General features: G+C 34.8%; 25 protein-coding genes and 1 riboswitch. Of the genes, 18 read left to right on the top strand and 7 right to left on the bottom strand.

Translation table 11 applies throughout. The annotated features are described in order from the left end of the window. The first annotated feature begins 126 nt into the window (after positions 1-126). From NST77_RS06300 to NST77_RS06335, 8 genes are all read left to right on the top strand, one after another. A complete protein-coding gene (locus tag NST77_RS06300; protein WP_095329278.1) occupies positions 127-1,017 on the top strand; it encodes a LysR family transcriptional regulator in 891 nt (296 codons plus the stop codon). 67 nt (positions 1,018-1,084) lie between these two features. Continuing rightward, the gene (locus NST77_RS06305) at positions 1,085-1,426 is read left to right on the top strand and encodes a cupin domain-containing protein (RefSeq protein ID WP_095329279.1); all 342 of its coding nucleotides are present in this window, start codon (positions 1,085-1,087) and stop codon (positions 1,424-1,426) included. Between the two features lie 107 nt (positions 1,427-1,533). Further along, on the top strand, positions 1,534-1,890 hold the full coding sequence (locus NST77_RS06310) for a YunG family protein (protein WP_095329280.1): 357 nt from the start codon (positions 1,534-1,536) through the stop codon (positions 1,888-1,890). Positions 1,891-2,023: 133 nt separating this feature from the next. Then, positions 2,024-2,539, top strand: a complete 516-nt coding sequence (locus NST77_RS06315; RefSeq protein ID WP_172859351.1) for a DinB family protein — start codon at positions 2,024-2,026, stop codon at positions 2,537-2,539. Positions 2,540-2,640: 101 nt separating this feature from the next. Continuing rightward, on the top strand, positions 2,641-2,847 hold the full coding sequence (locus NST77_RS06320) for a hypothetical protein (protein ID WP_204259870.1): 207 nt from the start codon (positions 2,641-2,643) through the stop codon (positions 2,845-2,847). Positions 2,848-3,115: 268 nt separating this feature from the next. Continuing rightward, positions 3,116-3,991 (top strand): helix-turn-helix transcriptional regulator, encoded by an 876-nt coding sequence (locus tag NST77_RS06325; RefSeq protein ID WP_095329282.1) that lies wholly within the window; start codon positions 3,116-3,118, stop codon positions 3,989-3,991. A gap of 1,107 nt (positions 3,992-5,098) precedes the next feature. After that, on the top strand, positions 5,099-5,809 hold the full coding sequence (locus tag NST77_RS06330) for a DUF421 domain-containing protein (RefSeq protein ID WP_095329283.1): 711 nt from the start codon (positions 5,099-5,101) through the stop codon (positions 5,807-5,809). Between the two features lie 153 nt (positions 5,810-5,962). Then, positions 5,963-6,343, top strand: coding sequence for a DUF5661 family protein (locus NST77_RS06335; protein ID WP_235850226.1), 381 nt, complete (start codon positions 5,963-5,965; stop codon positions 6,341-6,343). 340 nt (positions 6,344-6,683) lie between these two features. Here the strand turns inward: NST77_RS06335 and NST77_RS06340 are convergent, their stop codons facing one another. Next, positions 6,684-7,649 carry an NAD-dependent epimerase/dehydratase family protein gene (locus NST77_RS06340; protein ID WP_095329284.1) on the bottom strand — a complete coding sequence of 322 codons (966 nt, stop codon included), beginning with the start codon at positions 7,647-7,649 and terminating at the stop codon, positions 6,684-6,686. 69 nt (positions 7,650-7,718) lie between these two features. Next, on the bottom strand, positions 7,719-8,243 hold the full coding sequence (locus NST77_RS06345) for a TetR/AcrR family transcriptional regulator (RefSeq protein WP_095329285.1): 525 nt from the start codon (positions 8,241-8,243) through the stop codon (positions 7,719-7,721). A gap of 294 nt (positions 8,244-8,537) precedes the next feature. On the opposite strand from NST77_RS06345, the gene NST77_RS06350 reads away from it, so the two are divergent. The 7 genes from NST77_RS06350 to NST77_RS06380 all read left to right on the top strand — a co-directional run bounded on the left by NST77_RS06350 (position 8,538) and on the right by NST77_RS06380 (position 13,180). Beyond that, positions 8,538-8,978 (top strand): cell wall hydrolase, encoded by a 441-nt coding sequence (locus NST77_RS06350; RefSeq protein WP_047940108.1) that lies wholly within the window; start codon positions 8,538-8,540, stop codon positions 8,976-8,978. Positions 8,979-9,187: 209 nt separating this feature from the next. Next, positions 9,188-9,622: a collagen-like protein gene (locus NST77_RS06355; protein WP_328587981.1), complete on the top strand. Its 435-nt coding sequence runs from the start codon at positions 9,188-9,190 to the stop codon at positions 9,620-9,622. 223 nt (positions 9,623-9,845) lie between these two features. Then, positions 9,846-10,700, top strand: a complete 855-nt coding sequence (locus tag NST77_RS06360) for a protein-glutamine gamma-glutamyltransferase (protein ID WP_095329286.1) — start codon at positions 9,846-9,848, stop codon at positions 10,698-10,700. A 124-nt stretch (positions 10,701-10,824) separates the two neighbouring features. Beyond that, complete coding sequence (locus tag NST77_RS06365) at positions 10,825-11,055, top strand: YjcZ family sporulation protein (protein ID WP_217279710.1); 231 nt, start codon at positions 10,825-10,827, stop codon at positions 11,053-11,055. A gap of 294 nt (positions 11,056-11,349) precedes the next feature. Continuing rightward, positions 11,350-11,799: an aminoacyl-tRNA deacylase gene (locus tag NST77_RS06370; protein ID WP_095329288.1), complete on the top strand. Its 450-nt coding sequence runs from the start codon at positions 11,350-11,352 to the stop codon at positions 11,797-11,799. A 61-nt stretch (positions 11,800-11,860) separates the two neighbouring features. After that, entirely contained in the window at positions 11,861-12,736 is an 876-nt protein-coding gene (locus NST77_RS06375; protein WP_095329289.1) for a MerR family transcriptional regulator, read from the top strand. Between the two features lie 168 nt (positions 12,737-12,904). Beyond that, positions 12,905-13,180 carry an NUDIX domain-containing protein gene (locus NST77_RS06380; protein ID WP_412973416.1) on the top strand — a complete coding sequence of 92 codons (276 nt, stop codon included), beginning with the start codon at positions 12,905-12,907 and terminating at the stop codon, positions 13,178-13,180. 194 nt (positions 13,181-13,374) lie between these two features. On the opposite strand, the gene NST77_RS06385 is transcribed toward NST77_RS06380, so the two are convergent. Beyond that, positions 13,375-15,201, bottom strand: coding sequence for an APC family permease (locus NST77_RS06385; protein ID WP_095329290.1), 1,827 nt, complete (start codon positions 15,199-15,201; stop codon positions 13,375-13,377). Between the two features lie 146 nt (positions 15,202-15,347). Continuing rightward, a riboswitch (cyclic di-AMP (ydaO/yuaA leader) is annotated at positions 15,348-15,493 on the bottom strand. Positions 15,494-15,640: 147 nt separating this feature from the next. Between NST77_RS06385 and NST77_RS06390 the strand changes: the two genes are divergently transcribed. Beyond that, on the top strand, positions 15,641-15,763 hold the full coding sequence (locus NST77_RS06390) for a hypothetical protein (protein ID WP_095329291.1): 123 nt from the start codon (positions 15,641-15,643) through the stop codon (positions 15,761-15,763). A 323-nt stretch (positions 15,764-16,086) separates the two neighbouring features. On the opposite strand, the gene NST77_RS06395 is transcribed toward NST77_RS06390, so the two are convergent. After that, complete coding sequence (locus tag NST77_RS06395; protein WP_095329292.1) at positions 16,087-16,563, bottom strand: DinB family protein; 477 nt, start codon at positions 16,561-16,563, stop codon at positions 16,087-16,089. A gap of 91 nt (positions 16,564-16,654) precedes the next feature. On the opposite strand from NST77_RS06395, the gene NST77_RS06400 reads away from it, so the two are divergent. Beyond that, complete coding sequence (locus tag NST77_RS06400) at positions 16,655-17,338, top strand: ArsR/SmtB family transcription factor (RefSeq protein WP_341122806.1); 684 nt, start codon at positions 16,655-16,657, stop codon at positions 17,336-17,338. A 317-nt stretch (positions 17,339-17,655) separates the two neighbouring features. Here the strand turns inward: NST77_RS06400 and NST77_RS06405 are convergent, their stop codons facing one another. After that, positions 17,656-18,138: a hypothetical protein gene (locus tag NST77_RS06405; RefSeq protein ID WP_095329294.1), complete on the bottom strand. Its 483-nt coding sequence runs from the start codon at positions 18,136-18,138 to the stop codon at positions 17,656-17,658. A gap of 310 nt (positions 18,139-18,448) precedes the next feature. After that, on the bottom strand, positions 18,449-19,039 hold the full coding sequence (locus NST77_RS06410; RefSeq protein ID WP_095329295.1) for a DUF1349 domain-containing protein: 591 nt from the start codon (positions 19,037-19,039) through the stop codon (positions 18,449-18,451). Positions 19,040-19,264: 225 nt separating this feature from the next. Here NST77_RS06410 and NST77_RS06415 point away from each other — a divergent pair, with 225 nt between their 5' ends. Next, the gene (locus tag NST77_RS06415; RefSeq protein WP_095329296.1) at positions 19,265-20,287 is read left to right on the top strand and encodes a C45 family autoproteolytic acyltransferase/hydolase; all 1,023 of its coding nucleotides are present in this window, start codon (positions 19,265-19,267) and stop codon (positions 20,285-20,287) included. A 423-nt stretch (positions 20,288-20,710) separates the two neighbouring features. Here NST77_RS06415 and ppsA read toward each other — a convergent pair whose 3' ends face one another. After that, entirely contained in the window at positions 20,711-23,314 is a 2,604-nt protein-coding gene (gene ppsA, locus NST77_RS06420; RefSeq protein WP_095329297.1) for a phosphoenolpyruvate synthase, read from the bottom strand. Positions 23,315-23,628 lie beyond the last annotated feature (314 nt).

Genomic DNA, 23,628 nt, shown 5'->3' on the forward strand with positions numbered 1-23,628 from the left:
TCTTTAAAAGAAAATTTTTATTGCGAATTAGCTTTTGTAATTTTAGAATAAAAGAAAATAATAAATAAATCTAATATATATTTATTTGACATTGATAACTTTTATCTATGAATCTAGAGGTGTAATATGAATCTTCACGCATTGAAGCTATTTCACATCGTGGCTGAAAAAGGAAATGTTACTCGCGCTGCAGAGGAGCTGAATATAAGTCAACCCGCTGTAACAGCGCAAATAAAAAAATTAGAACAAGAGATAGGGATGACTTTATTAGCACCGAAAGGAAGAGGGATTTTATTAACGGAAGTAGGAATAGAACTTGCCAAACACTCTAAAAGAGTATTTTCCCTTGAAGGAGAAATGGAAGCATATCTTGACCAATATAAAAATGGTTCGATTGGAAAGCTGCGTATTGTTGCAACCTATCTTCCAGCAAATTTTCTGTTGCCTAAATGGCTTGCAAAATATAAGCGAAGATATCCTGAGGTTGAAGTAGAATTAACTACTACTAATTCGCTTAAAGCGATGGATCAAATAATTAATTATCAGGCAGAAATAGCTTTCATTGGTGGGAAAAGAGAGTCCCATCCATTTCTAAACACAAGCGAATTATTTGAGGATGAAATGTGGTTTGTAGTGCACAAAAACCATAAGTTTGCTGCAAAAAAGGTTACATTAGGACAAGTTATGTGCGAGCCATTTGTATTTAGAGAAAAGGGTAGTTCTGCGCGGGAAAAGTTGGTTTCGCTATGTACAATAAACAGCATTAATCAACCAACCGTCGGCTTACAAATTAATGGATTAAATGAAGCGATTAGGGTTGTCATGGAAGGTTATGGGATTACTTTTGTCTCATCTCTAGAAGTTAAAGAATATATTGCTCGTGGAGATTTAGCAAAAGTGAATGTAGAAGGGGTTGAGTTAAAAAACCCTATCTCCATCTGCAGGAGAAGAGAAGATGAACTTTCAATGCCTGCCCAACATTTCATCCAAATGGTTATGAATGACGAGAATAATTAACTCGCAGTTAAAGAGGAAGAAGGATGGATGGAGTTGTGTTATTTATACAAGGGGGGAGAGAAAAAGAATGAAAAAAAATAAAAGCAATGCGGAACATTACCTATGGGGAGATAATTGTGATGGATGGCATTTAGTGAAGAGCCAAGATTTGAGTATAATTCATGAACGTATGCCTGCTCATACATCAGAAGTAAGACATTATCATCAACACGCACGCCAGTTTTTCTATGTTTTATCAGGAGTAGCAACGATTGAAGTTGACGGCAAAGAAATAACTTTAAAACCGTACGAGGGAATAGAGGTTCCACCTTTAGTGCCACACCAAATGTTTAATAAATCAAATAATGAAGTAGAGTTTTTGGTGACTTCTCAACCGACAAGTAAAGGAGATAGGGTTTTAGTGGATTAAAAAGATTCATGAATTTAAGAAGAATTCATGTTATTTTGTTAGAGTAGGATTGCTAAAAAATAGTAATCAGGAAAAATATGCTTTTGTAACAGGGGGAACTGAATTATATGGGGAACAACTCATTAAAAATAAAACAGATAGAAGCAGCTCTGTATAAATCTTGGTCTTTAGAATCAAGTTCAAAATGGAGGGAGGACAATCCAGCTAAGGGACATTGCGGTGTAACCACATTAGTAGTAAATGATATATTAGGTGGAGAAATTAAAAAAACTAAATTTCCTGATGGATGGCATTTTTATAATGTTTTGGATGGGAAACGATACGATTTTACAGCATCTCAATTTAGAGAAGCTATCGTATACATGGATTTTCCTTCAAACAGAGAAGAAGCATATATGGATACAAATGAGAAACAGTATAATTATTTAAAACAAAGAGTTTTGAAAAACTTGGATATTACTTGAATTAATGATGCTTTCCTTTAGAGTTTGGATGGCATTTTCTTATGGTGTACAACGAAGTATGTGAGTTTCATAGGAAAAATTTTATAGGAAATATAATTGTGGATTATATTGGTAAATGAAGAGGGGAATTAATATGCTATTAGATTTAAAGGGCGATTCGCAAATGGATCCAATTGTCGGAATGCTATATTCCATGGTAGAAAATAATTATCAAAGACTCAAATCGATTGTGGCTGGTATGAATCAAGAGGAGCTAGAATACAAAGGTCCTAGTCAAAATGACAATAGTACTGCGCAATTACTGAGACATTTAATGTATGTTGACTTAAATTGGGTCTACCGAATAAGAGGAAAGCTAATTCCCAAAGAACTTGAAGATAGATATGGACCAATGTTAGATAAAAATAATCAATTACCGCAAGTTACAGATATTTCATTAGAAGTACTTCTAAACGAATATGATTATGTTTTATCTTTGCTTAAATCTTTATGCTGCCAGCTAACGGATAAAGATATACTTCAAACAGTGGAATATGAGGATGGAAACGATGCAACCATTCAATGGGGGATTTGGCATCTGGCAGACCATAACAGATATCATCAAGCACATATTAATCAATTGCGTAAATGGTTCAATACATACAATTAAAAGATTTATGTTCCATAAAGAGATAATAATAGTGGATGTCAATAGAATAGGGTGGAAAACAAAATGGATAATGGGTAAAGAAAACAAACTCTAATTTAGTAGTGAAACAAATTCGTTTCGATATTCCTATATTTTTCCAACCTTTAAACATTGTTAGTAGGAAAAATGGAGCAGACAGAATACACATGGATTCATTGGAAGCTTTTTTAGAGCCTGCAGGTGAAGAAAGACCGTGTCTTAAAACTTTAAAACCTATAAAAGCGAAGTGTATCCAATCAGCAGGGATTACCACCAGTTTTCTTTCTTAAAATAAATTACCCGAACAGTTCAACGAAAATTCTTCGTATAATTGTTCGTTTTTTTATTTGGTTAGAATATTATTCCCAAGAACCTTACAGTTACTTGTTCCCTTTTTCTTATTCGACTTTAAATCGGTATAATAGGAACGATCGTTTAATTGTAAACCAACTTATCCACAAGAGAAAATCTCTACCAGATTAAAACATAATAAAGCTAGCAAATAATATCAAAAAATATAATCGGTTATCCTCTAATATTATAAGTGAGGTGAGTAAGGTGTATCGCAAAGTAGCTCAAGATGTAATTTGTTTTCTAGAAGACTATTTGTTAGAAGATTGGCATTTAGAGGATTATGCATCAAAAATCGGTTATTCAAAATTTCATTTATCACGAATCTTTAAAGAGGAAACTGGATTGACGATAAGTGAATATATTCGAAAACGAAGACTGGCAACAGCAGCAATGCAATTATTATATTCAGATGAATCGCTAATTGACATTGCGTTTAAATTACATTTTCAGTCACAAGAAGCTTTCACACGTTCTTTTAAAGAGCTATATACAATGCCGCCAGGAAAATACCGCAGAGTAATGCGAATACTTCAAGGAATGGAGGAAAAAGTGATGAGTGATCATACAATAATTAAAGGATGGAATTTAAGCGGTTCAAACCCAGCATTATATGAAATGAGAACAGATGAACAAGTATTTCATACAGGTACGAAATCAGGCTTGCTGACTTCAAAATCAGATATAGGAGAAGGACAATTTGGAACAATGATGCAAAGTTTTTCTGCAGATAATTGGAAAGGAAAACGTATTAAAATGTCTTGCTTTATAAAGACAGAAGAAGTTAGAAAGTGTGGAGTCTGGTGTCGAGTAGACAATGCTTTAAGCGATGTAATCCAATTTGATAATATGGACGATCGGCCGATAGAAGGTACAACAGATTGGAACTTTTATACGATAGTTTTAGATGTTCCGAAAGAAAGTAAATCGATCCACTTCGGAGTCCTGCTAACAGGAAGAGGTAAAGTATGGGCTGATGGTTTTAAATTTGAAGAAGTAAATCTTTCTGTGCAATCGACTAATATGCTGATACGAGATACTTTACCGCTAGAGCCAATTAATTTAGATTTTAATGAAGTCTGATGATTTTTTCTATTAGTTATTGATTTACTGCAACTTTCTAAACGTCGCTAGGTTAATAGAAAAAAGCTTAATAAGAATATTCGATCATGCTGCATAATCAAAGGATATTTGAAATGGCTGAAGAATTAGAAGAAATGTTTTAAAATTGCGAAGTAATAATTTAAATAGTAAGGCAGCAATTTTCTTATGCTAGCGCTAAGAAAAATAAGTACTTTTGTAATGGAAAAATTGTAAAAGGTCATATTTATGAAGAAACACATTAAACTCCTTCAGTTTAATACAATTTTTTCTCGAATACTCGCTTATTCGCAGAACTTCGTACCCGTTAGATTAGGTTAACGGTGAAGGAGTATAGATAAGTGAAGATTTATAAATCTATGTGGATATACCTAATGTAGAAGCATAATTTAAGGCATCCAGTTAATAAAGCAGGATGCCTTTTTTTGCAGAAAGATATAATTTATACAGAATCAAGTACCTTTAATATCTTATGTATATTCTTTAAAGCTAATATTTATCCGTGAAAATCTTATTCCAGCAGAACAGTTTGCTTTGCAAGAGGATGATCCAGTGCAACGAAAAATCAGAAAGTTTCTTCGATTAATAGCCTCTACTTCAAGTCTTGTTGAAAGAATGGTTCGTCGAGCATAAAAATACATCTGCCGTTCTTTCAAAAGTGTTTGTTAGATTTGTAGATTTGAAACAGAAGTTAATACATACTCCTGGATGGCGTAACGAAATAGCAAAAGACATGAGGAAGCAGGTAGGCACAAAGAACTTCATTGAAACTTATTGTTATGATACTATTAAGGATTCCAGTTTCTTGTACAACAACACTATGAGCTTTGTCTAATTAGTCTAGAATGCTCTGACACGAAAAAGTGATTACCCGCAGTGGTTGAAGAGGAGGGTTCTATGAAAAGGAAATAATCAGTAAAACCTGCTGAGAAATTTCATTGCTAATATTATCGGCCAACTTGAACTTTATTAAAGGAACAAAGAGGATTAATTAAGTAAGATACGATTAAAATCGAATTATTACTTATTACGAATTATAATTTTATCCTAAGCTAAGAATAACAAAAAAACAAATAATGAGGTGAAACGTTGCCTGAACATATTGAAGTTATTTTAAGATCTATTACTTCTTTTGGACTTTTATTGATTGGTGCCCGAATATTAGGTAAACAAACTATATCGCAAATGACTATCTTTGATTTTGTTGCAACAATTTCGATGGGAGCAATATCAGCGAATTTAGCATTTAATACTTCTATAAAAGTACATCATACGATCATTGCATTTTCTATTTATGTAATCGTTATTTTTCTCATTGCGATATTGTCGTTGAAAAACAGGAAAGCAAGAAAATTTCTAGCTGGCGATCCAACTATTGTAATACAAAATGGTAAAGTTTTAGAAAAAAACATGAATAAAATGCGATATACAATAGATTATTTAAATCAACAACTTAGAGAGAAAGATGTGTTTAATGTAGAAGAGGTTCTATTTGCCATTATTGAGACGAATGGGTCAATGACAGTATTAAAAAAGCCACAATATAGGAGCGTAACTAGGCAGGATTTAATGGTGCAGGTGCTGCCTGAACATAGGCTGCCAATTGAACTCATTATGGATGGTGAAATAATTAAGGAGAACTTAGAACAAAATAATCTTTCCGATTCTTGGCTGCAATCAGAGTTAAGAAAACGTAATGTAACGAAAAATGAAGTGGTTTATGCAGTTCTTGCAGCGAATGGGAATATTTATATTGATACTTTTACAGATCATATTCATTCGCCTATTGACAAAGAATAGTAATGATAAAAGAGCTAGTTATCGTTGGAATTATATTATGCAGATATAGTATTTTCTAGTTTGTTAAAAAACGTATCTGGCACTAACTAGACATGCTCAAAAAAAGGTAATTAACGTATATTGTTGATAACTACCTTTTAGGAGAGATGTGCTTTGTACAATTATAATGGTCTGTATTTGAATCACTTCATTAACAGTGGTAATTATGTGATGCCCTACGTTTATCCAAGTACAAATGGGTATAGAAATAATCGTTATGCGGCTCGGGCTAAATCCTTTTCTAGAGAAGAAGCGGCAGCAATTGCTTTACTTTTAGGTATTGATTTCAATAAAAGTATGTTTGATTTAGATGAGTTCTGGGTGGGAGTAAATACAGAGCTTGAACATGGAAAAATATCTAGTCAAACAAATGTCACAGATGATGATCCTATTATTACTGGAAAGATTGCATTAGCTCATCTTAATGAGTTCCCTGATTACTACAAAAGATTAAAGGCACTGGAAGAGGAAGCTAAAGCTTATTGGAATAAATGATGAAGCTGAAGCTTATATTGCAAAACGAAATAGCCAAATTGTAAAGATGAATAATCGTTCATAAAATTAATTAGTTAAAAAAAAATAAAGCAGCTTGAAGACAAGATAATTCCTATTGGTATCAGGGCTACTGCGTGAACTACACGAGGGTTTAGCATTGATTTAGTAGTAAGATAAGTGTATTCACGCTGTTGGTATTAGAAATAAACCTTCATGAAACTGCATCCTTAAAAAATGAGAATGAATATAAGAATCTTTCTTTAGTATTTCTGTTTAATTATTAGAATTTATTTAGAAGCTAGAATAATTATATCCTAAATTCTCTCAATATCTGAATATATTATTTGGCTGACTGAGTGTCTTTTTGAATGGAGCGAATTGTTTCGGCTATACCTACTTCAAATGAAGTTTGGATTAAGGAACCAATTGTCTTTTTATACTTGCTGCCATCTAAGTAAACAGGAGTTTCTGTTAAATAAGACATTTCAACCATCTCTTTCATAACAGGGCTGAATATTCCAATCAGCTTTAACATGTATCTTGTTAAGGGGATTACCGTAGCAGATTTTCCTGCTGTAGATTGGGCTATCTGGATGAGTCTCTTGCCGGTTATAATGTTTCCTGGGATATTCCAGTTTTGTCCGTATGCATCATTATTCATAGCAAGTTCTATTATCATTTTTGCCGCATCGGGTAGATATACATACTCTCTTGGAATAGAAAGAGAACCAATATAAGAAGATATTTTTCCTTTCGCTATATTTACCAACGTCATCCCTAAATAGGAGTTGAAATTTGCTGTAGGGCCATAATAATCTGGAAGTCTTATAATCATTGGTTCGACCTTTATCCAATCATTACTGAAAATTAGTTTTTCTAATTCAAGTTTAACTTTTCCCTTCTTAGTATGGGGATTTTTTGGATGTTCCTCATCGACTAATGGGGTTCTTGCTTTTCCATAGGGATATATTCCATCAATAAATACGATTTTTTTGCTACGTTTATCCGCAGCAGTCATGACAGCCTTTCCTAAAGGGATTTGAGAATGATGCATTTCCACATATGGAACAGCTGCACATTGAAAAATTACGTCAACATCTTTAGCAGCCTCATAAATACTGTTATTGTCAAAGGCATTTCCTGCTTTCAATGTCAATAAATTGCTATTACTCAATTTTTCTTTTAAGCTACGAAGTTTTTCCATAGATCTACCAAAAGCTATCGTTTTAATTCCTCTATTTAGTAATTCCTCTGTAATGGCAGCTCCAGTACCGCCGGTTGCACCTAATACAATAACATTTTTCATAATAAGTTCAGCCTTTCTATTTTATTTAGTAATTGATCAATAACTAAATTTTAATAAAATAGACGATAGTTAGTCGTCTATTTCCATTAATTTTGGCAAATTTAAAGCTAGTGATATGTTACACAACATTCCACGGGCTAAAAATAATAAAGTTTTTTCAGAGGGGTTAGAGACACCAGCTGTTTGAAAGGCCGTATATACGATGGAATGTACCTTTAAAAACTCCTCTTGCATAAGTGTAACTATATTAGTTTCTCTTATTGTTTGAGCCTGCATTTGTAGCAAGATTTCATTTTCATAATTCCTCATAATTCCTTCATAAGCCTGAATAAGTTCCTTTTCTAGATTTTCTGCAGAAGCAGCTTGGATAACTTGTGTAAAAGCAGCTTGAATTCTAGACCATGATAATTTTAAGGCTTCTTCTAGTAATAGTTCTTTTGAAGAAAAAAAACGGAATATATAAGGCTGAGAAATCTCCGCTTTATTAGCAACCTTCATTGTTGTTGCCCGATAATATCCTTCTTGTGCAAACACTTCGATGGCAGCAGATAAAATTTCATCTCGGCGATTACTTCTATTTTGTTTTTCTTTCAATAAATTCCCATCCTTTTATTTAGTGATTGATCAATTACTAAACAAAATATAATGTATAGTTGGAAAAAAATCAAGCATAAACAGTAAAGATATAAAATCAGTTAGACATGACCTATTCTTAGTTAAAAAAATCAACTTTAAGAGGGGGTGTGGCAGGCAATAAAAAGAAATAAAAAACAGTACATTATAACTGTGACCTACAGAAACCTTTCCCAGCTAATAGGGGAAGCCGATATTTACTTATCAAGGTCTATAAGGTGTTTTTTTCTCATAAAATACTTTGGAGGTGAAAAAATGGCAAGAATAGCATACAGGGATGCAGATATTGATTTAATGGCAAGAATGATGAGAGCGGAAGCGGAAGGTGAAGGAAACCAAGGAATGCTCTATGTCGGAAATGTGATTGTTAACCGTGTTGTTGGAGATTGTTTAGACTTTAAAGATTTACGGACTGTTGAACAAGTCATTTTTCATGTTCAAGGGGGAAATTACTCTTTTGAAGCTGTTCAAAAAGGAAATGTCTTTTATCAAAGAGCAAGAGAATCGGAAAGACGGTTAGCGCTTCAAAATGTGAAATACTGGAGAGATCATCCCGCAAAATTTGCTTTGTGGTACTTTAATCCATATGGCCCTTGTCCATCCACATGGTATGATCAGCCTTTTACTGGTCAATTTAAACAACATTGTTTTTATGAACCAAAGGCCGGAACTTGTGAAAGTGTTTATAGAGGATGAACATTTATAAATAAGCTGAAAATATGCATGTTATTTGCATATTTTTGGCTTTTTTAGAGGGGAAGATTTAAATATACCCCATATTTTAAGCTGCCAAACTAGTTATGGAAGAAAATAGGCATGCATTTATACAACGGATAAGCTACCTAAAAATAAAGAAAACATACAATACTTTAGACATTGATAAAAAATAAGGTGGTTATGTTTGTATGTATAATCAAGAAGTATATCCTACTACGAATGCCTATCAACAATCAGAGAGACTGAATTTTCTATTCCCATCAGCGCCAGGATCTATAGGAACTCCAGGTATCCCAGGTCCTGGATTTGGAGGCCCTGGAGGTATACCTGGATTCGGAGGACCATCAGGTATACCTGGATTACAACCTTCACAAGCTCCAACCGCACCTCCTCCCGCATTTATTCCACAGCAAGCAGCGGCTTCACCATTTGCGATTGATCCAGGTGCCATTAGCTTGTGCATGTTTCGAAATACTTATATATGGCTAAGTAATGGAGATAGCTTTTGGTTTTTTCCTGTTTTCATAGGACCAAGATCTGTAGCTGGTTTTAGATGGAACGGCAGGTTTTGGATGATTTTTGGTATTGATACAAGAAGAATTGTTTCGTTTACATGTTTTTAAATGATTTTTTAGGGTGATGCTTCCAAGCATTGCTCTTTGTTTTGTTTAAGTATACATGCTATTTATACTTTTACAATGCCAATAGCAAAAAAGATTGGGCGAGAAATATCGGTGACAGACTATTTGCTTCTTAATAGCCAATGAGAATTAAGTACATTTTTGAGCGGGAAGGAGAATATCTTAAATTATACCCAGCAAGAAAAAGTGTTGAATGGAGGAGCAAATGTTACAAATAGCAGGAACAACCTTTCAGCTTCCAGAAAATTGGCCATTGGATCAAATCGGAAGAAGTATTTTGCAGTACATGCAAGATGATCATAACATGTATTCTTATCCTTCATTAGAGGAATTGCAGTTCGAATTGACAATGCGCAAAAATATCATTAATAGTGCAAGAGCAATGAATGAAACAGAGGCACAGTTTACTGTTTTCGAGCAATCTCGGTGCAACCCTGCTTACTGGCAACTAACCTCGGCCGGGGGGTTCTCGCTGAGCCCGGATGTGCAGCCTTCTGATGCCATTATGGATATTTATTCGAACAGTTCGCTGTATGCATTTGAATGTGCAACTGCTGCTGTTATTATCATTTATCATGCTACACTACAGACGATCGGGAAACGTGCATTCGATACTCATTTTCGCAATCTTTATCTATACAGCTGGCATGTTGACACAGACCTCGGCCTTGTTACGTTTAATTCCAATAGTTTTTTGCCTGGTGACATTATCTACTTTGAAAATCCCGATTTTGACTTAGCAGCCCCATGGTTTAGAGGGCTAAATGCCATACTTTTGGATGATGGGAGGTTTTTCGGACATGGCTTTTCCATAAGAACTGATCAGGAAATTATTCAAAATCTTAATGAAATAAGAATACCAGCAAGTAATCGATCTGCCTTTCTGTCAAGTTTGGTAACGAGACCATCATTTACCCATTTATCCAGATTGACACGGCAGCAGACAAGAAGCGCTACGTTCAAACTACAACTACCTGTTGTACATCATAACCGCAGTTCTATTTCAACTCTAAGGTATCAGAACTATCTAGTGCAGCTAGGATATATGTACAAAGGTTAATTTGTTTTTATTCTGCAACATGGTGGCTGCTGGGTACATACCCATTTTTCAATAGACGGGCTCCATTTTCATTTTTGAGAGTATGATGTAGGGATAGCCTTACTCAAAGAAAGGATGAATGAAAATGTACGCAAACGTAAATGCACCTCCAACTTTTGGTGCAAATGCTGCACCTCAGCCGAATGTATCACCTGAATTTTTTCCGAGTGCGCCATCTTTCCCTACCTATACAGCACCAGCTTATACAACACCTGCCTACGGTTATTGCGCACCAGCTTGTCCAAAGAATGACTTTGTTTTAATAGTTGTATTGTTTATTCTATTGATTATTGTAGGAGCATTTATTTGCTTCTAATTACCATGACGCTTTTTCTTTAAGCTATAATAAAGTTTTCCCCAAAAAAGAATGGTAGTGACACCTAGTTGATAGCCGGTGCTGATCAATGGTAACATCTTGTTTGTTCCTTGCCATCAAGGAGAGGAACTGCTAAATCGAAAGAGACAAGGGAAGGGGCAATTGGTCCGACCTAAATATAAAACATATATATGAAGTGGTGTGCATTCCTTCTTACAAATAAGGAGTGCTTTTTTCTATTCTTTTCAACTTCAGCCGAATAATGATATAGTAGCCGTAATTGGAGGTGCTCTTGTGAATGAACTAGAAGAGATTTTAGAAAGATCTAAATATAGGTATGAAATCATTCATCATCAAAAACCGATTCACTCAAGAGAAGATGGCATGAATTATTTTGAGATTGAGGCAGGACAGACTGCTCCCACGTTCATTTTGAAAACAGATAAAGGATACTTTGTTTTTATCGTGTCGGGTAAGCGTGACAAACTTGATTTGAAAAAAATAGCAATTCTATTAGACTGTAGCAAAGTAAAATTAGCATCTCCAAAGGAAGTTAAAACGGTGACAGGATTTGAGGTTGGTAGTGTTCCGATGGTCGGTTTAAATTTGCCTTGTGTCCTTGATAAAAAGCTTTTTAAATATGATTTTGTCTATGGAGGTACAGGAAAAGCTACATGCACATTAAAAATCGAACCCCAAGCCTTGCAGGAATTAAATCATGTAGTGGCAATATTAGAATCCTGATAAATAAATGATTGACTATCACCTTAGGGGGTAGCTTAAGCTTTAGTTGAGAGGTGGTAGTATGTTAATAAGTGAAGCAAGTCAGACAACAAATTTAACGAAAAAAGCGATTGAGTATTACATCGAACAAAAATTAATCATTCCGAATACGTTAGAAAATGGCTATCGGGATTTTAGCGAAAAGGATATTGAATGTTTAAAGAAAATTTATGTACTTCGGAAACTGGGACTGAGTACAGAAGAAATTAGGTCCGTGCTTGTTGATAAGACAAATAACATATTACTGAGGATATCCATCCAAAAAGAATTGACGTTACAGAGAGAACAAGAGAAAAAATCCTTATTGAACGAACTCGGCATTTGTAAAGATTATGCTGAAATAAGTAAGAAACTGAGAGCGATAGAACACCATGAAACTGTAACCGAAAAGATATTAGAGGCTTTTCCAGATTACTACGGTCGATTTATTTGTCTGCATTTTGCACGATTTTTAAAAGATCCTATTACTACTGCGGTGCAGCAATCGGCATATGAAGAAATCATTGCGTTTTTAGATAATGTTCCGCCACTTCAGTTAGCGGAGGACTTACAATTATTCTTAATGGAAAATACAAACAATATGGACACAGAAAGTATGCAGGACATGCTGGCGAATATAAAGCAGTCTATTGAAGATCCTGATCAGTTTTTAACGGAAAGTAAGGATTTTATAGAGCGATACTTGGAGTACATAAAATCTGAGGAATACAAAAATTCTCCCATTAATAAAATCCAACAAATTTTCAAAGAGTTTAATAATACAAGTGGCTATTATGATGTATTCATTCCTGCTATGAAAAAGCTGAGTGCTTCTTATGCAGCATATTGCAAGCAACTGGCATCAGCAAATGAAAAATTATTGTTAAAGTATCCAGCATTAGATACCTTGAAAGAATAAAAAGAGCGATTTTGCTCCTTAGCACATAGTGGATATTATTTTTTCTGCTTCTGCCATTATGTTTTGGATTAATATTTTTGCAGATTGTTGTTTAGCTAATCTTGGGCTTTGACCAGCCCAAAGTGATATAAATTCTTTGTTATTTTTAGAGACAGCGCTTTTTCTAATATTGCGAGGGATAAGGTATTAACTGTGCAGAATGCCAGAGGGCATTATTTTTTACCTGGTGGCGAAATAGAAAATGATGAAAGTTATCAAGAATGTCTAGAAAGAGAAATGCTGGAAGAAACGGGATATAAAATATCCATAGGTACTTTTATCGGTGATGCAAAGAGATATTTTCGATCGAGTAAGAATGAACCATTAATAAACGAAGGATATTTTTACATGGCGAAACTGTTAGAAACAATACAAGAACCTATGACCACTTTATTAAGTGGATAGATATTGGTAGTGTGAAAGGCCAGCTTTTTCACGAACATCATTGTTGGGCAGTGTATCAGGCCTTAAGCAGAGTTGGTTAATCTCTTTCGGCTGAATTAAAGGATTTTTTTCAGTCTATATATTAATAAAAAAAGGAGTCTCTTTTATAATGAAAAGAAACTCCTTGTAGCTTGAATAGGGACAATTTTGCTATTTTATTTTTTTAAATGATAAGGTACGGTTGTTATTACAACATTTCTTCGGTACAATAAAAATGTTCTAATCAATAAACTAGATTGATTATGAAGGATATTGTGCCAGCCTTTCTTCGGTATAAATTGCGGAATCACCACTGTTACCTGATAGTTTCCTTCTTTTGCTTTATGTTCAATTGTATCAACAAATTTTCTAAGGGGGTTAATGATACTTCGATAATATGAATGAAGTGTCACAAGCCTAATTTCGGGCTGCCATTTATTCCATTTCGCTTCGAATACTTTTTCTTCTTCTCTCTCAAAAGAAACATAAACAGCAATAATTTGTTCTGGTTTAAGTGATTTAACGTAATTTAACGTATTTTCCACGACATGTGTCATTCCTGCTATTGGTACAATCATCACATTTCCCTGAATAGTCAGTGGCGGTTCAGAAGTAGTAAGTCTAAGCTGATCACCAACTGCTAAATAGTGCTTATTTATTTTATAAAAGATAAACACGATGATAGGCAAGAAAATTAAAATCGACCATATTTGGGAGAATTTTGTTATAAAGAATACCATTGTAACGATGAAACTGATCGCTGCACCAATGGTATTAATAATAAATTTCGGTACCCAGCCTTTTGGTTTTTCTCTAAGCCATTTAACCATCATGCCACTTTGAGACAAAGTGAATGGGAGGAAAACACCAACAGCATAGAGTGGAATTAAATGCTCTGTTTTTGCGTTAAATACTAATATTAATAGGATGGAAGCTAGACCAAGAATGATTATCCCATTGGAATAACCTAGACGGTCTCCTCTAATGAGAAACATCCTAGGAACAAATTTATCTTTTGCAAGATTAACTGCAAGTAAAGGAAAAGCAGAATATCCAGTATTAGCAGCAAGAATTAAAATCAAGGCTGTAGTTACTTGAATAAAGAAATACATAAAATTACGCCCAAAGACTCCCTCAGCAATTTGAGAAACAACGGTCACTTCTGCTTTCGGTGTGATTCCGTAAAAATAGGCGAGAGTAACAATCCCTGCAAATAATACCGCTAGTAAAGCTCCCATCATGACTAGTGTTTTAGCAGCATTGTTAGGCGCTGGTTTTTTGAAATTGGGAATCGCATTTGAAATTGCTTCGACTCCTGTTAAAGCAGAGCTTCCTGAAGCAAATGCTTTTAATATAATAAATAAGCTGATTCCCGCTACAGGAGTACCGATTGGCGTATGCAATTCAGATGAAACATTTCCGGTTAATATATTATAGATACCAACACCAATTAGAATAAATAATGCTAAGACAAATAAATAAACGGGATAGGCTAATATAGAAGCAGATTCCGTCACTCCTCTCAAATTCAAAACAGTGAGAAGAAGTACAAATGCAATGGCAATCTCTGCGTTATAACCATGTAAAACAGGAAAAGCAGATGTAATGGCATCTGTACCAGCAGAGACACTTACTGCAACCGTTAAGATATAATCTACTAACAAGGAGCCTCCAGCAATTAAACCAGGAGTTACACCTAAATTGCTTTTGGACACCATGTAAGCACCGCCGCCATTTGGGTAGGCAAAGATGATTTGTCTATAGGACAAGATAAGGGCGCTTAGAAGAATTAATACTCCTACTGCAATCGGGATGGAATACCAAAACGCAGTCGCACTTATCGTTATTAAAGCAATTAAAATTTGTTCAGGACCATATGCAACCGAAGATAGAGCATCGGAAGATAAAACCGCTAAAGCTTTTGTTTTGTTGAGTTTTTGTTCACCTAGTTCATAGGATTTCAATGGACGTCCAATTAATAATCTTTTAATGGAACCTAACATGCGAATTCACCGCCTGATTATAAGTGTTATTAATAACTACCTCAAATAATGTTTTTACTCATTTACGTAATTAAATAAAAAAGCCTACAAGCCATTATTAATAGACTTGTAGGCACGTTAATTTTCTTGTGTCACAAGTTCCACCTTCCTTCTCATAATAACGCTTACGAGGTTAGCTGTCGGATTCGGGCCTTGAGTAGCCCTACCTTAAAAAGGATTCACCCCATGGGCATAATAAATGCCCAGCAAAGAATGGTTCCCCCGTACCGTATGGTTTCAGCGATCTAGAAATTTGAAACAACGATATTATCTTACTCTTGTACTTGGGAAATGTAAATAGTTATTTTGTGTAATAATTGTGAAGCTGGAAAAGCTAATAGAAATAGCTATTTTCCTTTTCACTGACTTAATAAAAGTTAATTAATAAAGGAGGAATTTTATGAGCAAAGAAAACAAATTTATTATTTCAGATGAATTTTTAGATCAATTAGCAAAAGAAATTAATCAACTAAATGGAGAACCAGAAGAGGAAGAAAGTAAAGATGATGAATCGGGGGAATAATAGCTTTAAAAAGAAACAAAAGTTGTTAATGATATTTTAAAAAAGAAGACTTTAATTATTTTATTGGAAAGAAAGCATGAAGAGAAAATTACCTGTGGATTTGAAAGATAAGAAAGAGAATAATAATAAGCGCGCATCAAGCAAAAAATTTACGAACTAAGTCTGGTTCTACACCGTATCCATATTAGTAAATTAGTTGCTTCCTATCGCGCTTATGTTGGAATGAATAATTTTTTTCTAAACTTACAAACTTGCATTCTCGCTGTTTCTATTTTTATCTATTTAACATAGATATCAAATTACAATATAAAAATAAGGGAATATTAATCCCAAATTTGCGATCGTTCAATCCCCATTGTCCTCATATAGCCCAATAACTGACCTGTATGTACTGATTCGTGATAAGCAATACGCAAGAGCATATCCTCAAGTGGTCTAATATAACCAACATCTGAACGGTCAATCATTCCATTTTCCAGGTCATCATTACTAATTGATTTAATATATGTCAAAAATTCCTTACGATATGGTTGAGAGAATTTTAATTCTTCCTCAACGGTTGTAAATTCCTTTTGCTCGAATGGATTGTGAAAAGAATTGGGCTCGATACTGCCTTTGTTAATAAGCATTTGATGATAAAGATATTCTCCTTCAATAACATGTCTAATCATGTCAGCACATGAAAGGGCCTCTTCGTCTGGCTTCCATTTTAGCAGCTGAGGAGGGATTGCTTTCCAAACTTTTATACTTCTACGTCGTACCTCTTTAAAATTTAAGATTAATAAATCTGTTTTGCCCATTAGGTGAATCTCCTTTCAAATTGATATTTATAATAGTAGCATATAAAAACTTCGGTTATAATCGAACTATCAATGTAAAGGGAGGATGGTCATGGCTATTAGCCCAGATTTTTCATATGTTGCAAAACTAATGGCTGATTCATCAAGAGCGGCTATGTTGGAGGCTCTTCTCGGACTTGATGGACTTCCAGCGAATGAACTAGCAAGAAAAGCAGACGTTACCTTACAAACAGCAAGCAGCCATCTTTCTAAAATGGTTGAAGGAAAACTGATCCGTGTAGAAAAACATGGCAGACACCGCTATTATAGTCTAGCAAATACCGATGTTGCTAAAGCAATAGAGACATTGATCGTTATTGCCCCACCTGTGCGCATTCGCTCATTAAAAGATTCTTCACGAGCAGAAAAGCTTAAAATCGCTCGAACTTGTTATGATCATTTGGCAGGGATACTTGGTGTAAAGTTAACCGAAGCCTTTATTGTAAAAGGATATATGATTGAGGAAGAGGATAATTTTAGCGTAACGGAAGAGGGAGAAACGTTTTTGCGTGATTTTGGAATTGATCTTGACACTTTGAGAAATAAAAGAAGACATTTCGCTAGAAAGTGTTTAGACTGGAGCGAAAGGCGTTATCATCTAGCAGGATCATTAGGTCATGCAGTTTTATTAAAATTATTAGAACTTAATTGGATTGAAAAGCTGCCTGATCGAGCAGTGAAAATTACCATAGAAGGAAAAGAAAAGTTAGAGAATATCCTAGGTATTGAAATATAAAGAATTTATCTTGAACTAATGATAGAAGGAGAAATGCGGATATTCATATAAATAAAGTAGTGTTTATAGTGCACGAAGGTGATTTCTAATATAAATAATAAGACAGTAAGAAAAGAATAAAGCTTTGATTTTAAGAAATCAGGTAACTGGTCATGAGAATGAGATAAATGCTAGAACTCTTTTATATTCATAGCATTTGAAGGATTACAATTGATAATAAGACTATATGGAAGTGATTTTTTTTCAAGGTTTAATTAAAAAGTCTCTCATTAATGATAATGGGAGACTGTTAGCAGCATGAAAGTATGCGTTAAAGGTTATCTTTGTTTGAATAACTTGAATTGATTTTTATTTTCAAAATAAAATTGAAGGAAATATAATAATGGTGCTTTTAAAAAGAAATAAATAAAAAATTGGAAATAATTAAATCGAACCAATGAATAATATTTTATTTTCTTTGCAAAAAATGAAAAAGGAAATGCAAAGAAGGCATGTATCATTGCATTGATTAATAGATATTTCTTGAAATTTCCATATGCCAATTTTAGTGTCCATAGTGAGATAAAGACAAATGGTCCAGCATTAAATGGTAATTCACCAAACCAATAAGAATTTGGTTTATTATAGAAAACCCACCACTTTCGTTTTTTTCCAATCCATGCATTTAAGATTTCGATTATCCCTATAGTGAGTGTGGCAGGAAAAAATCTTTTTATATTACGTGAATCTATAAGAGTTAACGATAACCATGATAGAACAAGCAGTAAGATATTGTATGACCGTTGTAGTTTTAATGACATCTTAGAATCCTCCCTGTTTTTCATAGGATTCTTTTTTCGATTATTTATTATGCATAAAAAATGCCATTTTGTTTCTAATTTAACGAATATAAAAGATTAAGTACACGCTATTATTAATGTCTCAATTAGTAAAGTAATTTGAAGCAATTCTTTGTTAGGACCTTACCTAAGTTTTTGGGGGAACTGCAGGAGAGTTATTGCTGATTGCTATTCTAATGATGGTTACATCTGCATAGTGGATATTCAAAGTCGGTGAACGTAAAAGAAACGATTGACTGTTACACCAATCGCAGAAGAAATTTGGAATTAGCTATTTACCCATACGAATATTCTTTACGGTCTTCTTTTCAATGCTCAAGTTTTCATAAATTCTCACTCCGCCATTTCCTAAGGGAGCTTGTGCTAATAGTCCAACCTTTATAATCTCATCAACAGGCAAGCTGAAATATCTCATCATATAATAATTTTCCCCATCTATGGAATAATGGAATGCGAATGAATGTCCACTTCTGCAAACTTGTAACCATACAGCATTAGCATCAATATTGCAACCGTTCGCATCATCCGACTCTTCCTTTGTTACAACGCTTACAACTGCATGTGTATCAAAATCAGTTAATTCAAAACATGCCTTTGCCCAATAAGTCATATCCTTCATAACCATTATGGAAGCAGAATCATAAGTGTCCTTAAAATCATGAGAAACTTTTACTTTCATGATAAAATCTCCTGCTACCTCTGTATAATAAAATGGCGCGTTGCACAATGATTGAGGTGTGATACCTTCTGCTCCAATTGCGCCATTGTTACAGAAAAAATCAGTTTCTTGTGGAGCGTATATTTTTATTCTGCCGTCTTCTTCCACGATAGTGCTTTCGTTAATCCAGGTGAAATTTAACATGTTTTCCCTCCTTTAAAAATAGAGCTATTTGTAATCCATCATATTACCTCCTCGTCTAATATTATAGACTAAAAGTGACTTCCAACAAATAACAACATTTTTACATAGAGGTCCTATTGGATAAAAAATGTATTTCATAACAGTCCAAAAAGAGCATAAAAAGACAGGAAATTATCTTTCCTTTTAAGTATAGTCAGATTTAGAAACAAGAATGGAGAGGATTTCATGATTAATTTTGAGGTGGATATAATTCAAATTAGGGATCGTTCTTTTCATATTGGTTTAAAAACAGCAGAGAGAATATTGGATCGTTCTATTATTAAGATGTGGAGTGAGGTTTTCGAACAGGACATTGATTATAAAAATATGCACTCCATCTATTCCGCTTATGCTCCACATCTTTTAGAAGAATTAGAAGGGTTGGCACAGGGGCTGGGGATTTCGTCTATCAGAGCTGCATCTATGTTCAGCGGTTATCAAGTTCCCAAGATAGATGCGATGGGATGCACGGCTATTCTTACAGATGAAACATATGTTCGCAACTACGATTTTTCCCCTGATCTATACGATGGTATTTTTAGTTGTATCCAAGCGGAGGATGCGCTGGCCACCGCAGGATATAATTTGCAAATTTTAGGGAGACATGATGGAGTAAATGAGGAAGGGCTAGTAATGGGGTTTCATTTTGTAAGTTATAGTGGCTATACAAAGGGTATTTCCCCATGGGCTGCAATACGGATGGCCTTGGATACTTGTTCTTCGGTCGATGATGCATCTGCTCTGCTAAAAGAAATCCCTCATTCAGCCTGCTACAATTTTTCGGTGGGAGATAAAAAAGGAAACATCGCGGTGATAGAAGCTACTCCAGAAAAAGTGTGCATTAGAAAGGATGAGAAGCTCTTATCATGTGTTAATCATTTTCAAACTTCGGAACTCCAAGATAAAAACAGATTAGCTATTGATGGTTCCGTCAAAAGAAATAATTATTTACAATCATTTCAAGGGAAGAAACGAACACAGCAAGAGTTGTTTAGCATTTTTGCAAAGAAAAGTTCTCCTTTATTTTTTCGGAATTATGACGAACTATTCGGAACACTACACACATTTTCCTACTCTTTCCAAGAATCAAGAATTCTTACTTCTCTAGCGCAAGGAAGGGCCGTTCTCGATTTTAATTTTCATGATTGGACAAATGGAGAAGATCTTGTCAGCAAAAAGATGACAGGTTATATCGAGACCATTAATTAGTTTAATTACTTTTATTAATAAACGTCTAAAACATTGGTATATAAGGGATTAGACGTTTTTAGGATTAACTTTTATTTAGAAGTTACGATTGTTTTATTTTAAAAAAAGAAAGTGGTCTTATATAACTATCGGGGCAGTTTATGTATTGAATGAAAGGGAGCATAAAGATAAAGTTTGACCGAAAACACAACATAAAACGATTTCACCTTAAAATCAAAAGAAGCCATTGTGAATAGAGATTAAATAACATGGCTTCTTTCTTTGGGAAAAACTTATCTATTTTAACATACTTTAATAATAATCATCAGTTGCTATCCCGTTATATGTCCAAGTAACGAGGTTCTTACCATAGATAGTAAAGAGCCATAATATCAAGCATTCTAGTAGTTTGAATGCTTGATATTATGATTTAAAGGTAATGAATTATAGTATTTCTACATATCCTTCTGTCCCATTCACCCTGATCCTTTGTCCGTCTTTTATTAGTTTCGTGGCATTTTCTACTCCAACCACAGCTGGTAATCCGTACTCCCGTGCAATAACGGCTCCATGCGTCATAAGTCCACCAACTTCGGTGATGAGACCCTTTATTGATACAAACAATGGTGTCCAGCTAGGATCAGTAAAGGTGGTGACTAGTATATCTCCATCTTCTAAATCTGCGTCTTCCAAGTTTAAGATAACGCGAGCGCGGCCCTCCATAATTCCTGAAGAAACAGGTAGACCTGCAATTGCTTCTTCTGGCAGATTTTCACGTTTATACTTACCTTCAATGATTTCGCCATCAGATGTTATCACACGTGGGGGAGACAGCTTTTCATATATGTTGTAATCTTCTTTTCTCTTGCTGATAATTTGATAATCCAGCTTATTTGTGCGTACTACATTGTGGAGTTCTTCGAATGTGAGATAGAATATATCTTCTTTTTCATGAATAACTCCCGCTTGCACGAGCTGGGTAGCTTCATTCAATATGGCCTGCTTGTAAATGAAGTAACGGCTGATCATACCGAATTTCGGATATTCACGATAACCGATGAAATTTCGGATTAGGTCAATCATCTGTTTTGTTTCGTTTGCTTTTTGTTCACCATCCGGTAATTGTTTTAAACGCTCCAATAACTCTTTTTCTTTTTGCATAGCTTCATGAAGCCCTTGTTCAAATAACTGCTGACTAGCATGGGGTTCAAAGTTTTTGATATTACCAAGAATCATGGGAATAAGTGTAAGTGGTTTTTCACTCCAACGTGGTCTCGTAATATCAATTTCTCCAGCACATCGCATTCCGTATTTGTTGAGAAATGCCCTTATGGCATCGCTTGCTTCCTGACCACCATGTAACTTGAGCATTTCATTCAAAAAGTTATCATCTTTTACACTTTGCAAATAATCAATTACTTTTGGAAAAGGTCGAATCACATCTGCGACATCCAAGAGAGCTAAACCCATTTCTGAAGTAATATTATTCGAGACAGATTGGGAAATGGTGTCCGCCGCGTTTTTTTCTCCCAGCCATTCGTTCATCTTCTCATTGAGCCATGTTGCTGCATTCATAGCAGCCATAAATACAGCAGTGCTTTGCGGATCAAATAATATCCTCTTTAATTCCTGAATATCTTCCAGAATAAAATCAAATAACGCTGATCCTGATTTAGTTTTAATGTTATGTTTTAACTCTTCAATGGATATTTGGCTACGCTTTATGAAATCAGCAACGATGGATGGATTATTATTTTCTAATTGTGCCTGCCTAGCCGTACTGCCTCTTCTCTGACTCGGAGCTTGATCATTATCAGGTAATCGCTCTATAAAATCTTCCCGCTCCAAGATGGTCATGAGTGCATCTTTTAGGAGTGGATCGTGCTGTCCCATGCCATTTAATAACACGTTTCTGCTAGCAGGTGAAGCAAGCTGCTGGGTGACATCAACAAACAACCTTCCACCCGCTATACGCATAGGTGCGTTTGTCGTTAACAGAAAAAAAGACAATCCCAGTGGTTTAATTGCATCAGTCATCATTTGCTGATGACCGACAGAGATATAGACATGGTTTTCTTGATCATTTGCCTCCGGAATTGGGAAAAGCGTAGTAATGGGACGACTCTGAACCATATAAAATTTATCATCAACTAAACACCACTCAATATCTTGAGGACAGCCAAAATAATCTTCAATCTTTCTTCCGATGCGTGCCAGTTGCAAGATTTGCTTATCAGTCAGTGATTGTGTTTTTTGTTGTTCAAGGTTAACGGCTTGCGTCTTTGTTCCGCCGTCATTAACAGCAGTTACAGCCAACTTTTTGGCAGCGATCTTTTTATGGACAATTTCATTTTCTTGAATCTTATAATTATCGGCTGATACCAAGCCAGAGACTAGCGCTTCTCCAAGTCCAAAACTGGCATCAATCGATAGTGTTTTTCGGTTGGAGGTAAGGGGATCAGCTGTAAATAAAATCCCAGAAGCCTGTGGAAAAACCATCCTTTGAATAATGACAGATAAATAAACTTGCTGATAGTCGAAGCCATTTTGCATTCGGTAGATTACAGCACGATCTGTAAATAGAGAAGCCCAACATTTCTTGATATGCTCCAAGATGGCTTCTTTGCCGATGATATTTAAATAAGTGTCTTGCTGGCCGGCAAAAGAAGCATGCGGCAAATCCTCAGCAGTTGCACTAGAACGTACTGCATATGCATGTTTCTCGCCAAAACGGGCGAGATAGGTGACAACTTCACTAACAACATCGGAGGGAATATCCGTTTCCATGATGATTTGCCGAATTTTCCTAGAAATCTCACTTATTTGCTTTTGATTTTCTATTTTTAAGCATGTAAGATTTTCTACTAATGTTTGAAATGTTTCGTTATGTTCGATGCTTTTTTGATAGCCTGCTGTTGTAACACAAAATCCATCTGGTACTTGTATTCCATGAATTTTTGATAATTCTCCTAAATTAACTCCCTTTCCACCAACGAGCATATATTCTGTTTTTCCAACTTCTTTCAGATCGAGGACCAAAGAACTCATTCGCATCTCTCCTAACCATTAATGTTCTATTGATTTTAGCAGTAATAAAGGAGAATAAATAGTCTATAATAACCATTTTTTGTATGGTATAATTAATATAGAGGGTACTATAAAAATAAAATCTAGCTTTACAATAACTTAATTCATGTCATTTCTTATTTAACTTTATATTCTAATATTTAATAGGAGATATTAAGCCTTTATCATACACACTGTGCGATACTTAATAATGAAGTATCGTATTTTAATTGAACAATAGGTGTATGAAAAAACGCTATCTCATGATATATAATGGACAAGAAATAAGGAGGAGA

It is taken from the genome of Niallia sp. FSL W8-0177 (genome assembly GCF_038006285.1).
GTDB lineage: Bacteria > Bacillota > Bacilli > Bacillales > Cytobacillaceae > Niallia > Niallia circulans_A.

Excerpts from the sequence above, each read along its gene's own strand:
- NST77_RS06360 (WP_095329286.1), top strand. The coding sequence starts at position 9,846 with ATGTTACAAATAGCAGGAACAACCTTTCAGCTTCCAGAAAATTGGCCA.
- NST77_RS06315 (WP_172859351.1), top strand. The coding sequence starts at position 2,024 with ATGCTATTAGATTTAAAGGGCGATTCGCAAATGGATCCAATTGTCGGA.
- NST77_RS06400 (WP_341122806.1), top strand. The coding sequence starts at position 16,655 with ATGGCTATTAGCCCAGATTTTTCATATGTTGCAAAACTAATGGCTGAT.
- NST77_RS06405 (WP_095329294.1), bottom strand. The coding sequence starts at position 18,138 with ATGTCATTAAAACTACAACGGTCATACAATATCTTACTGCTTGTTCTA.
- NST77_RS06375 (WP_095329289.1), top strand. The coding sequence starts at position 11,861 with ATGTTAATAAGTGAAGCAAGTCAGACAACAAATTTAACGAAAAAAGCG.
- ppsA (WP_095329297.1), bottom strand. The coding sequence starts at position 23,314 with ATGAGTTCTTTGGTCCTCGATCTGAAAGAAGTTGGAAAAACAGAATAT.
- NST77_RS06340 (WP_095329284.1), bottom strand. The coding sequence starts at position 7,649 with ATGAAAAATGTTATTGTATTAGGTGCAACCGGCGGTACTGGAGCTGCC.
- NST77_RS06355 (WP_328587981.1), top strand. The coding sequence starts at position 9,188 with ATGTATAATCAAGAAGTATATCCTACTACGAATGCCTATCAACAATCA.
- NST77_RS06415 (WP_095329296.1), top strand. The coding sequence starts at position 19,265 with ATGATTAATTTTGAGGTGGATATAATTCAAATTAGGGATCGTTCTTTT.
- NST77_RS06300 (WP_095329278.1), top strand. The coding sequence starts at position 127 with ATGAATCTTCACGCATTGAAGCTATTTCACATCGTGGCTGAAAAAGGA.
- NST77_RS06395 (WP_095329292.1), bottom strand. The coding sequence starts at position 16,563 with ATGGGCAAAACAGATTTATTAATCTTAAATTTTAAAGAGGTACGACGT.
- NST77_RS06390 (WP_095329291.1), top strand. The coding sequence starts at position 15,641 with ATGAGCAAAGAAAACAAATTTATTATTTCAGATGAATTTTTAGATCAA.
- NST77_RS06310 (WP_095329280.1), top strand. The coding sequence starts at position 1,534 with ATGGGGAACAACTCATTAAAAATAAAACAGATAGAAGCAGCTCTGTAT.
- NST77_RS06365 (WP_217279710.1), top strand. The coding sequence starts at position 10,825 with ATGTACGCAAACGTAAATGCACCTCCAACTTTTGGTGCAAATGCTGCA.
- NST77_RS06410 (WP_095329295.1), bottom strand. The coding sequence starts at position 19,039 with ATGTTAAATTTCACCTGGATTAACGAAAGCACTATCGTGGAAGAAGAC.
- NST77_RS06385 (WP_095329290.1), bottom strand. The coding sequence starts at position 15,201 with ATGTTAGGTTCCATTAAAAGATTATTAATTGGACGTCCATTGAAATCC.
- NST77_RS06305 (WP_095329279.1), top strand. The coding sequence starts at position 1,085 with ATGAAAAAAAATAAAAGCAATGCGGAACATTACCTATGGGGAGATAAT.
- NST77_RS06350 (WP_047940108.1), top strand. The coding sequence starts at position 8,538 with ATGGCAAGAATAGCATACAGGGATGCAGATATTGATTTAATGGCAAGA.